Origin of the sequence: Caballeronia udeis (assembly GCF_044909315.1) — a bacterium.
Classification (GTDB): domain Bacteria; phylum Pseudomonadota; class Gammaproteobacteria; order Burkholderiales; family Burkholderiaceae; genus Caballeronia; species Caballeronia udeis_A.
In genome coordinates this window covers 191,986-205,421 of the sequence record NZ_JBIYEB010000014.1, presented here as the reverse complement: position 1 = coordinate 205,421, position 13,436 = coordinate 191,986, and the positions used below count along the sequence as shown (strand labels likewise).

Below are 13,436 nucleotides of genomic sequence, written 5' to 3'. Positions count from 1 at the left end.
TGAACGGCTAGCGGGGATACTCCATGCTCGAAGTCGATGACCTTTGTATTGCGTTCGAGACGAAGCAGGGCATGCGCCCGACCGTGAAGAACATGTCGTTCTCGGTGCGGCCCGGCGAGATCGTCGGGCTCGTTGGCGAGAGCGGCAGCGGCAAGACGCTGATGTCGCTCGGCATCATGGGACTGCTGCCGGCGAACGCGAAAGTGACCGCCGGCTCGGTCAGGATCGGCGGCACGGATCTGCTTTCGCTCGACGCGGAATCGCTGCGCAAGATGCGCGGCAGCCGCATGTCGATGGTGTTTCAGGACCCGCTGTCATCGCTCGATCCGGTGTTTACCTGCGGAGACCAGATCGTCGACGCGATCCGCCTGCACGAGGACGTGAGCCGCGCTGAAGCGTACCGGCGCGGCGTCGAACTGCTGCGCAAGGAACGCATTGCGGATCCGGTGCGCTGCATGAAGTCGTACCCGCATGAGCTTTCCGGCGGGCAGTGCCAGCGCGTGATGATTGCGATGGCGGTGGCGTGCAGGCCGCAGATCATCATCGCGGACGAATCGACGACGGCGCTGGACGTCACCGTGCAGAAGCAGGTGCTCGACATCCTGCGCGACCTGAACCGCGAGGTCGGCGCCGCGATCCTCCTGATCACGCACGATCTCGGTGTGATCTATGAAGTGGCTGATCGCGTTGTCGTGATGTATCGCGGCGTCAAGATGGAAGAGGCGACCACGGCCGACTTGTTCGCGGCGCCGAAGAGCGACTACACGCGTGCGCTGATTGCGGCGATGCCCTCGCTCGGCGACCGCCGCGACCGGCTGCCGACCGTGGCGAGCGCGCTCGACGCCGTGGACGGCGAAGACGTCGGGTCGACGGCCGTGCACACGGAGGCTCACCCGCGGCTCTATGCCGTGCCGGCTGAGCCTGGCCCCCGGCGCGATGCGGCGCGGAGCACGGCGGACACGCGTATGCCGCTGCTGTCCGTGCGGAATTTGCGCAAGACCTACGTGGTGCGCGACGGCGCGTTTTCGCCCAGCCGCGCGTTTCGCGCGGTCGACGACGTCAGTTTCGACATTCCGTTCCGCACGACGCTGGGTCTTGTCGGCGAATCCGGTTGCGGTAAGTCGACGCTGTCGCGATTGATCATGCGGCTGACGGCGTGCGACTCGGGCAGCATCGTCTTCAACGGACAGGATCTGGCCGGCCTCTCCGGCCCGGCGTTGCGCCAGGCGCGCCGCGACATGGCGATGGTGTTCCAGGACCCGTACGGTTCGCTAAATCCGCGGCAAACCGTCGAGGAGCTGATCGCGGAGCCGCTTGTCGTCAATGGCCGTGCCACGGAGCGTGCGCACGTCGTCCCGCGGATGATCGATTGCGTGGGCCTGGCGCGCAGTGCGCTTGGGCGCTATCCGCACGAGTTCTCCGGCGGCCAGCGCCAGCGCATCGCGATCGCCCGTGCGCTGGCGCTGCATCCGGCGCTCGTTATCTGCGACGAGGCTGTGTCGGCGCTGGACGTTTCCGTGCAGGCGCAGGTGCTGAACCTGCTGAAGGACTTGCAGCATGAGTTCGACCTGACCTACCTGTTCATCTCGCACGACCTGTCCGTCGTCGAGCACGTCAGCGACACGATCGCCGTGATGCAGGGCGGCCGGATCGTCGAAACCGGGTCGGCCGACGCGATCTTCGCCGCGCCCACGCACGACTACACGAAGACGCTGCTCGGCGCGGTGCCGCGCGCGGTGCGCCCGCTCCCTCCGCCTCCCCCGCTTCCCCCGCCTCCCTTTACGCAGGCGCTCCAGTCATGAAAGGCAAACTCACTTCGTTCTCCTTGCTGACTACGCGCAAGCTGTTCACTGCGCTGGTCCAGCTCTACGTCATCGCGACCCTCGTGTTCTCGCTCATGTACGTCATGCCGGGCGATCCGGTGAGGCTGCTGCTCGGCAGCAACAGCGATCCGTCGCCCGAGGCGATCGCCGCGATGCGCAGCAAGCTCGGTCTCGACCAGCCGGTGCTGACGCAGTACGCGCACTGGCTTCGCGACATGCTGCACTTCGACTTCGGCCAGTCGGTGTTCGACGGTTATCCGGTCACCAACTACATCCGCAGCGGCTTGCCGAATACGCTCGAACTCGCGCTGGCCGCGATTCTCGTGGCGATCGTTATCGGTGTGCCGCTTGGGATAGTCTCGGCGCTGCGGCGCGGCACACCGGTCGACGCGGTCTCGACATCGGTCTCGACCGTGGGCATGTCGGTGCCGGTGTATATCCTCGGCGCGCTCTTCGTCGTGCTGTTCAGCCTGCACCTCCACTGGCTGCCGTCGAGCGGATACATGGACTTCTCCCGCAATCCGGTCGAGCATTTCCGCCGTCTTGTGCTGCCCGCGTTCACGCTCGGCTTCGGATTGTCCGCGTCGATCTCGCGCATGACACGCTCGTCGATGCTCGACATCCTGAGCCGGGATTTCGTCCGCACGTTGCGCGCGAAGGGCATGTCCGAGCGCCGCATCGTGTGGCGGCACGTGCTGCGCAACGCGGCGATTCCGATCGTGACAATCATCGGCCTGCAGCTTGGCAACCTAATGGGCGGCACCGTGCTGGTCGAGGCAATGTTCAACTGGCCGGGCCTGAGCACACTGCTCGTCGACGCTGTATCGAAGCGCAACTATCCGCTGGTGCAGGGCGGCATCCTGACCATAGCCGCGCTGTACATCCTGATCAACCTTGGCGTGGATCTGTTGTATGGCCTGCTCGATCCACGCATTCGACGCAAACGGACATGAACCTACGCATCCTGCTGCAACTGTGCCGCCGCCCGGTGACCTGCGCGAGCCTCGCCGTCGTCGCGCTCGTGGTGCTCGTCGCAATCTTCGGACGCGAGCTGGCGCCCTGCGACCCCTACCTGATCGACCAGAGCGCCGTGAACCAGGGTTCGTCGGCACTGCACTGGCTCGGTACCGACGAGCTCGGGCGTGATCTGCTCAGCCGTCTGTTGACCGGCATTCGCCCAACGGTGCTCGTGTCGCTCGGTGCGACGCTGTTCGCCGCATTCTTCGGCACCGCGCTCGGCCTGGCGGGCGGCTACGGCCCGGCGCCGCTGGCGTTCTTCGTGATGCGTGGCGTCGATATCCTGCTGTGCTTCCCGCCGATCCTGCTGGCGCTGCTCGCGGTGGGCTTCTGGCCGAGCGGCATCGGCAGTCTTGCGATCGTGATCGGCATTGTCTACGTGCCGCATTTCGCCCGCGTCTCGCAGTCGGCGGTAGCGCGCGTCGTGCAACAGGAGTACGTGCAGGCCGAGCTCGCGATGGGCGCAACATGGCCGCGCGTGGTGAGTGTTGTCGTGCTGCCGAACGTGCTGTCGCCGCTCGTTGTGCAGGCGACGCTGACGGTTGCCGAAGCCATCCTGCTCGAATCCGGCCTGAGCTTCCTCGGGCTTGGCATTGTGCCCCCCGAGCCTTCGTGGGGGCAGATGATCGGCACTGCTCAGGATTACCTCTCGCAGCACCCGATGTACCTCTTCTGGCCGTCGCTCTGCCTTGCGCTCACGGTGCTGTCAGTCAATCTCATTGGCGATGGTCTGCGCGATCTGCTGGACCCGCGGCTAAGCAAGTCATGAACGTTCCTCAATCCGCTACCAGGAAGAACATGCAATGAAAAGACTCCTATACGTCGCGCTGATGGTTTTATCGCTGGGGCTGTGCGGCACCGGCGCGGCACATGCCGCGGGCAACACGCTTTACTTCGGACTGTCCGGCGAGCCGAGCACGATGGACCCGTTCATCATGACCGGCACCACGTTCCGCACCGTGAAGCTGGCGATCTTCCGCGGGCTCGTCAACTACGGCGTCGACGGGAAACTGTCGCCCGAGCTGGCCCAGAGCTACGAGCTGAGCCCGGACGGCAAGACGCTGACCTTCCACCTGCGCGACGCGAAGTTCCACGACGGCTCGACGGTCACGGCCGCCGACGTGAAGGCGACCTTCGACCACATCATGGCGCCCAACAGCACGGCGTCGTTTCGCAACCAGTTCGTGATTGTTGACCACATCGACGTTGTTGATCCGAAGACGATCCGGTTCGTGCTCAAGCAGCCGTCGGTGTCGTTCATCCATTACCTCGCACTGCCCGAGGCGGTGATCGTGCCCGCTGCGTGGCTCGCGAAGCACAAGGACGACGCGGGTACGGCGACGCCGATAGGCGCGGGACCGTTCAAGTTCGTGCGCTGGACGCGTGGGCGCGAGCTGGTCGTGCAGAAGTTCGACGGCTACTACAAGAAGGGCAAGCCGTACGTGGACGAGATCGTCTACAACTTCTATAGCGACGAGAATACGCGCGTGAATGCGATCAAGTCGGGTGACGTGGACATCATCGACTATGTACCGTCGCGCTCGCTCGCCGAGTTGCAGAAGGACCCGGACGTTCGGCTCGAACGCACGCTCGGGCCGTTCATGGGGATCGTTTTCAACATGCATAGCAAGCCGTTCGCGAATGCGGATGTGCGGCGCGCGATTGCGTACACCGTCGACCGCGACGCCATTGTGAAGACCGCGGTCGATGGCGTGGGCACGCCGATTTGGGGGCTGGCGATTCCGCAGGGCTATCTCGGCTACTCGGACGCAAAGAAGAACTTCTACAAGGTCGATATCGCGCGGGCGAAACAGCTGATGGCGCAGGCCGGTTATCCGAATGGATTCGAGGCGCGGCTCGTCGCCACTTCGCAGTACAGCTTCTACTCGAAGATCGCGGTGGTCCTGCAGGCCCAGCTCGCGCAGATCGGCATCAAGCTCAAGCTCGACATGCCCGATTGGACCACGCGGACCAGCAAGGTGGCGGGCGGCGACTATGAACTGGCGATCATTGGCGACGTTGGAGAAGTGACGGATCCCGATTGGCTGAGCAATGTGTACTACGGCGGCAAGGTGCCGGTGCGTCTCTCCAATTCCGCCTACTTCGACGACCCGGAGATCGACCGTCTGCTTGACGAGGGGCGCGCGAGCGTCGATCCGGCCAAGCGAGCAGTGGTCTACCAGCAGTTCGTCGACCGGGCACTCGATCTGTCGCCGGTCCTCTTCCTGATGTGGCGCGACCAGAGTTATGCGGTTCGCAGCAACGTGACGGGATTTACCAACATGCCCGCGTTCCTCAGCTTCCAGTCGGGTTATTCGCTGGAAAACACCCGCTTGAAATAGGCATCGGGCACCTCGTTTCACGGGGTGCCTTCCGTGCCAGGCAGGACCAGGCAGACCCGGCGCGTCCTGGCGGCACTCTATACGCGTACGGTGAAAGAAAGGCTTGGACGTATCGCGATTCGATATGTCCGGCTCCTCATTCATTATTTTGCATGACTGATTAATAGATGGATATTTTTCAACGATCGTTTCGAATATAGGGGAAGGCGATGAAGAAGATCATGGCAGTGGTGGCTTGTGGCGCGATGGCGGGCGTGGCGCACGCGCAGAGTTCGGTAACGTTGTACGCCGTGGTTGACGAGGGTTTCCAGTACACGAACAACCAGGGCGGGTCGTCGTCGTATGCCATGTCGCAGGGAGGACTTGGCAGCAGCAAGTGGGGACTGACGGGCATCGAGGATCTGGGGAGCGGGCTGCACGCTTTCTTCAAGCTGGAGAACGGTTTCAACCCGAGCAACGGGGCGCTTGGCAACAACGGCGCGCTGTTCGGCCGGATGGCGTACGTGGGGGTGGGCAGCGACCAGTACGGAGAGGTGAGGCTCGGCAAGCAGTATGACCTGCTGTTCGAGAGCCTGGTGCCGATGTCGGCGGCGGGCAAGTTCGCGGGCGGACTGGGCGCGCACGCGGGCGACGTGGACAACGTGTGGGGCGACTTCAACCTGAGCAACGCGGTGAAATACCTGTCGCCAACGCTGGCGGGGTTCAGGCTTGGGGCGGCATACGCGTTCGGCAACGTGGCGGGGGCAATGGGACGCAACCAGGTCGTGAACTTCTCGCTGACGTACGGCAACGGCCCGCTGGGTCTCGCGGCGGCGTACCTGAAGGTGAACAACCCGGCGACGGCAGTGTGGAATGCGACCGCGTCGCCGGTAGCCGGCGCGGCGTACACGAACCCGCTGACGACGCCGATCTATCGCGGCTATGCAACGGCGTCCTCGCTGCAGATTGCCGGTGGCGGCGCGAAATACCAGCTGGGTGCGTCGAACTTCGGGCTGCTGTACACGAACGTGCAGTTCAGCAATGCGGTGGTCACCACTACGACGCCGCTGGGCGGCAACGCGCACTTCGACACGCTTGAAGGGAACTACACATACAACGTGTCGCCGGCCCTGTTGCTGGGGGCTGCATACAGCTATACGTGGGCGAGCGGTGCGCGCTACGGGCAAGTGAATCTCGGGTCGACGTATTCGCTGTCCAAGCGCACGCTGCTGTACCTGAGCGGGGTGTGGCAGCACTCGAGCGGAACGAACTCGGTGGGCACCCAGGCCATGGCGGCGAACAACAACATCACGCCGTCCGACACACCTAACCAGGTGGTGGTGCGTATTGGTATCCGTCACAGCTTCTAGGCGATGCAGGGCGGCCCCCTGTGAAGCGCGGGCCGCCGTATGCGGAGCGTCTCCTGACGCTCACGCGGCGTGTCCGTCCCTTACCCGGAGAAGGCAGGCGTATGTTCGCCGATGAAACGGCGCAGCCACGCGTGCGCGGGATCGGTCTGATAGCGCTCGTGCCAGTAGAGCGACACGTCGATCGGCGGGAGTTCCAGGGGCGGCGGCATCATCACGACGTCGAGATGCTTCGAGAAATGCTTGCAGATGCTGGCCGGCAGCGTCGCGATCAGGTCGGTTTTCGCCACGACGAACGGTGCTGCCAGATAGCTCGCGAGCGTCATTCCAATCACGCGCTGCCGGTTGATCTGCTGCAGGTTCTGGTCAAGCGTTTCGCCGTAGTGACGCGTGTGGACCGCGAGGTCGACATGACGGCATGCCAGCCACGTGTCTATATTCCATTCGTGTTCGAGGCATGGATGACCGCGCCGGATCAGGCATACGGCCGGGTCCTGGAACAGCGGGCGCGCGCGCAGATCGTTCGACGGCGTGGGGTAATACCCGGCGACGAACTCCGCGTGATTCGACGCGAGCATGCCGAGCCCGTGATGCGGTCGTGCCGGCACGATGCGCAACCGGACGGCGGGCGCATCCCGTTCGAGTGCGCAAGCAAGTTCCGGCAGCCACGCGAACTGCAGGTAGTCGCTTGCATACAGCGTAAAGGCCCGCGCCGGCGCACTCTCGTCCAGGATGTCACGCGGCGCGGTTGCGCGCCGCCAGCTCTCGAGCAGCGGTGCGAATTCCTGGTGGATGGCAAGCGCGCGCTCGGTCGGCTCGACCGCTCCGTGACCGGTGATCAGCAGCGGATCGTTGAAGATGCGCCTGAGACGGCTGAGCGCGGCACTCATGGCGGGCTGCGTGACACCCATCTGCGTTGCTGCGCGAGACAGGTTCTGGCAGGTGAGGAGTGCATCCAGATGGAACAGGAGATTGAGGTCTGCCGGCTTCATGGAACCATAAACGCGATTGATTGAAACATAACGCGACCTTATTCGACGCCCCCAAATTGACCGCATACGATGGTTCGGCCGGTCGCGCATGGAGCGCCGCGCGGGATGACCGCTCGATGCGATGCAGACTGGCCAAAGCATAGTGGACCGAAATAGGCCGGGCAATAGGGCAATATCCGCCCCCCTGCTTCCAGCGCATTTTGCAGCGCTCACAAGGCTGCCGGTTACGGACTGCCGGCGGTTAATCCGGGATTCTTTATGTATCGAATTGGAATCGATGTAGGCGGCACTTTCACCGACTTCGCGCTCGTCAACGAAACCGGCGCACAGGTCGCGTTTCACAAGGTACCGTCCACGCCGCACGATCCGTCCGAGGCGATTGGGCACGGTATCACGGGGCTGCTGGACATGCATCGCATTGCGGCCTCGGAGGTCGCGCACATTGGCCATGGCACGACGGTCGCCACCAATCTTGTCATCGAGCGCAAGGGCGCGGCGACCGGACTGATCACGACCCATGGCTTTCGGGACGTGCTCGAGATCGGCCGCCAGGTGCGTCCGCACCTGTACGACTACGGCGTCGGCAAGCCGCCGGCGCTGGTGCCGCGCAGGCATCGCATTGAAGTGCGCGAGCGTATTGACGCGCACGGCAAGGTACGGGTGCCGCTCGACGAAGACGCCGTGCGCGCTGCTGCGCAGCAGTTTCGCGATGCGGGTATCGAGGCGGTCACGATCTGTTTTCTTCACTCTTACCGGAACCCGGCTCACGAGCGCCGGGCGAGGGACATCGTGCGCGAGGTGCTGCCCGATGCCTACCTGAGCTTGTCGAGCGACGTATTGCCCGAATTCCGCGAGTTCGAACGCCTGTCCACGACGGTGCTCAACGCGACGATCGGGCCGAAGATGGCGCGCTACCTGCAGCGTTTCGTCGAGCGTATCGCCGCACTCGGCATTCAGGACGAACCGTTCACGATCCATTCGAACGGCGGGCTGATGTCGATTGACACCGTGCGCCGCTACCCGGTGCGAACCTGCCTGTCCGGTCCGGCGGCCGGCGTGGTGGGCGCAGCTGCGGTGGGGCGCGCGATCGGCTTTCCGAACCTCGTCACCTTCGACGTCGGCGGCACCAGTACCGACGTGTCGCTGGTCTATCGCGGCGAGCCTCTTTTTACGTCGAATCGGCATGTGGCGGGTTATCCGGTCAGGACACCGATGGTCGACATCCACGTGATCGGTGCCGGCGGGGGCAGCGTCGCGTGGCTCGACGACGCCGGCTCGCTGAAAGTCGGCCCGCACAGCGCGGGCGCGGTGCCCGGCCCCGTCGCTTATGCACGCGGCGGCACCGAGCCGACCATTACCGACGCCGAGGTCGCGCTGCAGCGCCTGAATCCGGTTTCGCTGTTGAACGGGCGCATGCGGGTCGATTGCGAGGCCGCGCGCGGTGTGATGATGGACAAGGTGGGCGGGCCGCTCGGGCTCACGCTGGAGGAAGCCGCCGAAGGGATCCTGCGCATCGCGAATGCGAACATGAGCCGCGCGATTCGCTCGGTTTCAACCGAGCGTGGTTACGCGCTGTCGGAGTTCGCGCTGTATGCGTATGGCGGCGCGGGGCCGCTTCACGCGCTCGACGTGGCACACGAGTGCGGGATACCGGTCGTGATCGTCCCGCAGGAGCCGGGCACGATGTGCGCGCGCGGCATCCTGCTGTCGGACGTGTCGTTCGATTTCGTTCGCAGCCAGATCGCGATCGTCGATCCGGACAACTGGCGGGGCATTGTCGAGAGCATCGGCGTGCTGGAGCGGCAGGCGTCGGACTGGTTCAATCGCGAAGGTGTGGGCGCTGAACGGCGCGCGCTGTATCGCGTGCTCGACGCGCGCTATACCGGACAGAATTTCGAAGTCCAGGTGCCGATGGAGACGGTCTTCGCCGAGGATTTCGAAACGTTCGCCGAGCGGTTCGAAGCAGTGCATCTGCGGGAGTACGGCTACAACGTGCCGGGCCGCGCAATTGAAGTGATCAACTGCCGGCTGAAGGCGGTGGGGCAGGTCGCGAAGGCGCCGCTCGCCCGCCTGCCCGCCGGTGACGTGAACGCCGACGCGGCCAGGACGGGCAGCCGCTCCGTCTATCACGGCAGTGCGCACGGCTGGATCGACACGCCGGTGTTCGACCGGACACGGCTCGGCAGCGGCGCAGTTATCGCGGGACCTGCGGTCCTCGAGGAGATGAGTTCGACGACCGTGATGGGCCCCGCGTACCGGCTGACAGTCGACGACTTCGGCAACCTGATCATCCGCATTTCCTGAAAGGCACGCACTGCAAATGAAACCGAACGCCGAGGTACCGCAAGACGAAGTCAAGCTGCACGATCCCATCGAGATGGAAGTGTTCATGAACCGGCTGCTGTCGATCACCGAGGACATGAACAACACGTTGGTGCGTGCGTCGTTCTCCACCAACATCAAGGAGCGCAAGGACTGCTCCGTCGCGCTCTTCGACGTGCGCGGCCGGCTGGTCGCGCAGGGCACGCAGATCCCGCTGCATCTGGGCTCGCTCAACGGCGCCGTGGAGGCGGTGCTCGCGCGCTTTCCCGCACCGTCGATCCAGCCGGGCGACGTGTTCATCTGCAACGATCCCTATCTTTCCAAGGGGAGCCACCTGCCGGACATCAACATCGTGACGCCCGTGTTCCATGACGGCGTGCCGGTCTTCTTCGCCGCCAACATCGCACATCACTCGGATGTTGGCGGAAGGGTGCCGGGGTCCATCTCGGGCGACGCGAGGACCGTCTTCGAAGAAGGCATCCGCATTCCGGCCCTGCGCATTGCACGCGCGGGCCCGGTCGACGACGAAGTGTTGAGCCTTATCTGCAGCAACACGCGCGACCCGGACGAACGCAACCTCGACTTGCGCGTGCAGATTGCATCGAACCAGCGCGGTGTTGACGCGGTCGAGGCGCTGATCGCGCAGATGGGCCTGACACGCGTGCTGCAAGCGGTGGACGACGTGATCCGCTATACGCGGCTGCGGCTGGAGAACCGTATCGCGCAACTGGCGCAGGGAAGCTACACGTTCACCAACTGGCTCGACGACGACGGGCTGGGCGGCGAGCCGGTGGAAATCCGCGTCGCGGTCACGGTCAGCGGGCGCCGCCTGCATTTCAACTTTGCGGGTTCCGGCCGCGAGGCGCGCGGCGCGATGAACCTGCCGACAAGCGCGCTGAACGCATGCGTCTACTACGCGGTGAAGGCGCTGCTCGATCCCGAGCTGCCCGCCAATGCCGGGTTGTTCGAGCCGATCGATATTGAAGCGCCGCGCGGCACCATCGTCAATCCTGAACCGCCGGCGGCGGTCGGCGCGCGCTCGATCACCGCGCAAAAAGTGGCTGGTGCAATTTTCGGCGCGTTCCGCGGCGTACTGCCGGACAGCAGGGTGATGGCCGCGAGCAACGACGTGTGTCCGGTGATCGTGTTCTCCGGGCGGCTCAACACGCGCCCTGGTGAGTTCGTCTATCTGGAGAGCATTGGCGGCGGGTCGGGTGCACGGCTCGATGTGGACGGCATGGACGGCGTGCACGTCCACATGACGAACTCGTCGAACCTGCCGGTCGAAGCCATGGAAAACGAGTATCCCCTCCTGGTGGATGAATATGCGCTGATCGTGGACTCGGGCGGCGCCGGACGCACGCGCGGCGGCCTCGGCATCGCGCGGCAGATCACGGCGCTCGACGACGGCCTGATGTTTTCCGCGCGCTCTGACAGCCATCACGTCGGCTTGCCGGAAGGTGTTGCGGGCGGCCGCCCGGGACGTCGCGCGAGGCTGCTGAAGCGCGCGGCGGACGGCAGCGAGACGGTGCTCGGCTCGAAGCCGGCGGCAATGCGGCTCGTGGCCGGCGAGAGCATCCGGATCGAGACCTGCGGCGGTGGCGGGTACGGCGAGCCGGAAGGCCGCCGGCCGGATGACCTCGAGCGCGACGTGCTGGACGGCAAGGTGTCCCGCGCGGCGATGCTCGCCGAATACGGAGTTGCGGGCCCGATTCCGACACTTGCCTAGTTCCTGTCTTTTCAAAGGAGTGAGCCATGAGTTCCACGGTCGATTTCTGGCCCCTTATCGGGGTTGCCGTAGTTGCACTCGGTTTCGCCTGCCGCTTCAACCCGATGCTGGTCGTCACGGTAGGGGCGATTGCCACCGGCGTCGCGGCGAAGATGCCGCTGCAGGACCTCCTCGCCCAGTTGGGCACCGGCTTCGTCAAGGCGCGCAACCTGCCACTGATCACGTTGCTGCCTCTGCCGGTGATCGGCCTGCTGGAGCGGCACGGCCTGCGCGAATATGCGCAACGCGTGATCGTCCGTATACGCGCGGCCACGGCGGGGCGCCTGCTGGTGCTTTATCTGTTCGTCCGGGAAGCGACGGCGGCGCTCGGGCTGGTGAGCCTCGGCGGCCACGCGCAGATGGTCCGCCCGCTGATCGCGCCGATGGCCGAGGGCCTGGCGCAGGAGCGTCACGGCCCGATCGGCGACACGCGTTACCGGTTGCGCGCGTTTGCCGCATCGGCGGACAACATCGGCCTGTTCTTCGGTGAAGACGTGTTCGTCGCATTCGGCGTGGTGCTGTTCATGCAGAACTTCCTGCATGGCGCGGGCATCGAGGTGAGCGCTGTGCGGCTTGCGGTGGCAGGCATTCCGACGGCGGTCTGCGTCTTTGCAATCCACGGGTTCCGCCTGTACCGGCTCGACAACTGGCTCGCACGCGAACTGGACAAGAACGCCACCACGGCCGCCGAGCAGGCTTCGGAGCTCGAGGAGCAAAGCACATGATCGTTTCGGCCCAATACCTGTACTGGCTTGCCGGTGCGCTGCTGCTCGCCGGAGCGGCGATGATCCTGCGCGACGCCGCGCATCCGCGACGCCTGTGGTCGGCGCTGTTCTGGGCCGATCTCGGCGTGCTGTTCATTGCCGGTGACCGCATGCCGCCGGCGGTGGCCGGCTTGCAGGTGCTGCTGCTGACAGCGATCGCCGCGTGCGGCGGGCTGCGCCATGGATCGGCGCGGCGCTTGCCGCAGAGCGTGCGCGAGGCCGCCGCGGTCCGTCTCGGACCAAAGCTGCTGGTTCCTGCGCTGACGATTCCGGTCATCACGCTGATCGGTTCGCTTGCGTTCGACAAGACGAAGATCGGCTCGCTCTTCGTGCTGGACCCGGCCAACAGCACGCTCGCGGCACTCGGTGTTGGCTGTGTCGTGGCGCTCGGTATTGCGTGCTGGCTCACGCGCGACAGCGTCACGCAGGCGGTGCGCCAGTCGCGCGAGTTGACCGATGTGATCGGCTGGACCCTCGTGCTGCCGCAGATGCTGGCGATGCTCGGGGCGATGTTCCAGCACACGGGCGTGGGCCACGCGATTGCGTCGCTCGCCGAGCATTACGCGGCAGTGGACGTGCGCTGGATCGCCGTGGTGATCTATTGCCTCGGCATGGCGATCTTCTCCGTGATCATGGGCGGCGGCTTCGCGTCCTTTCCGCTGATGGCGGGCGGTGTGGGCGTGCCGGCGCTGATCGACACGTTCCATGGCAATCCCGCGGTCGTCGCGGCGCTCGGCATGTTCTCCGCCTACACGGGCGTGCTGGTGACGCCCATGGCCGCGCATTTCAACCTGATCCCGGCGGCGTTGCTGGAGCTGCCCGACCGTTATGGCGTGATCAAGGCACAGGCGCCTACGGCGATGATCGTGCTCATCGTCAACATGGTCCTGCTGTATTACCTGATGTGACCGGTTCAACGCCGCGACGGATCGATCGATTGCTCCGGCCATCGATCGATCCGTCGCGCCGGTTTGACGACGCTGCCACACCTCTTCCAGGCGATGTCGATACTAAGAGGAATCCTTACTGGATTGCGTCCCGATTCGTCACTAAACCGAATGC

10 protein-coding genes are annotated in these 13,436 nt (G+C 64.9%); 9 read left to right on the top strand and 1 reads right to left on the bottom strand.

The genetic code is table 11. The features are described 5' to 3' along the window. Nucleotides 1-23: 23 nt before the first annotated feature. From ABH944_RS22915 to ABH944_RS22895, 5 genes are all read left to right on the top strand, one after another. Nucleotides 24-1,802, top strand: coding sequence for an ABC transporter ATP-binding protein (locus tag ABH944_RS22915; RefSeq protein WP_404609039.1), 1,779 nt, complete (start codon nt 24-26; stop codon nt 1,800-1,802). After that, nucleotides 1,799-2,776, top strand: a complete 978-nt coding sequence (locus tag ABH944_RS22910; protein WP_404609038.1) for an ABC transporter permease — start codon at nt 1,799-1,801, stop codon at nt 2,774-2,776. The genes ABH944_RS22915 and ABH944_RS22910 overlap by 4 nt, the downstream gene beginning before the upstream one ends. After that, nucleotides 2,773-3,609: an ABC transporter permease gene (locus ABH944_RS22905; protein ID WP_404609036.1), complete on the top strand. Its 837-nt coding sequence runs from the start codon at nt 2,773-2,775 to the stop codon at nt 3,607-3,609. The genes ABH944_RS22910 and ABH944_RS22905 overlap by 4 nt, the downstream gene beginning before the upstream one ends. A 34-nt stretch (nt 3,610-3,643) precedes the next feature. Continuing rightward, on the top strand, nt 3,644-5,182 hold the full coding sequence (locus tag ABH944_RS22900; RefSeq protein ID WP_404609035.1) for an ABC transporter substrate-binding protein: 1,539 nt from the start codon (nt 3,644-3,646) through the stop codon (nt 5,180-5,182). 209 nt (nt 5,183-5,391) lie between these two features. Continuing rightward, nucleotides 5,392-6,531, top strand: a complete 1,140-nt coding sequence (locus ABH944_RS22895) for a porin (RefSeq protein WP_404609033.1) — start codon at nt 5,392-5,394, stop codon at nt 6,529-6,531. 80 nt (nt 6,532-6,611) lie between these two features. Here the strand turns inward: ABH944_RS22895 and ABH944_RS22890 are convergent, their stop codons facing one another. Further along, the gene (locus ABH944_RS22890) at nt 6,612-7,520 is read right to left on the bottom strand and encodes a LysR family transcriptional regulator (RefSeq protein ID WP_404609031.1); all 909 of its coding nucleotides are present in this window, start codon (nt 7,518-7,520) and stop codon (nt 6,612-6,614) included. A 258-nt stretch (nt 7,521-7,778) separates the two neighbouring features. On the opposite strand from ABH944_RS22890, the gene ABH944_RS22885 reads away from it, so the two are divergent. From ABH944_RS22885 to ABH944_RS22870, 4 genes are read left to right on the top strand one after another with little or no spacing between them, the layout of a single operon-like run. Further along, nucleotides 7,779-9,824 (top strand): hydantoinase/oxoprolinase family protein, encoded by a 2,046-nt coding sequence (locus tag ABH944_RS22885; RefSeq protein WP_404609030.1) that lies wholly within the window; start codon nt 7,779-7,781, stop codon nt 9,822-9,824. Nucleotides 9,825-9,840: 16 nt separating this feature from the next. After that, a complete protein-coding gene (locus ABH944_RS22880) occupies nt 9,841-11,571 on the top strand; it encodes a hydantoinase B/oxoprolinase family protein (protein WP_404609028.1) in 1,731 nt (576 codons plus the stop codon). A gap of 26 nt (nt 11,572-11,597) precedes the next feature. Then, nucleotides 11,598-12,335 carry a DUF969 domain-containing protein gene (locus tag ABH944_RS22875; protein ID WP_404609027.1) on the top strand — a complete coding sequence of 246 codons (738 nt, stop codon included), beginning with the start codon at nt 11,598-11,600 and terminating at the stop codon, nt 12,333-12,335. Next, nucleotides 12,332-13,282 (top strand): DUF979 domain-containing protein, encoded by a 951-nt coding sequence (locus tag ABH944_RS22870; RefSeq protein ID WP_404609025.1) that lies wholly within the window; start codon nt 12,332-12,334, stop codon nt 13,280-13,282. The genes ABH944_RS22875 and ABH944_RS22870 overlap by 4 nt, the downstream gene beginning before the upstream one ends. The last annotated feature ends 154 nt before the right edge of the window (nt 13,283-13,436 follow it).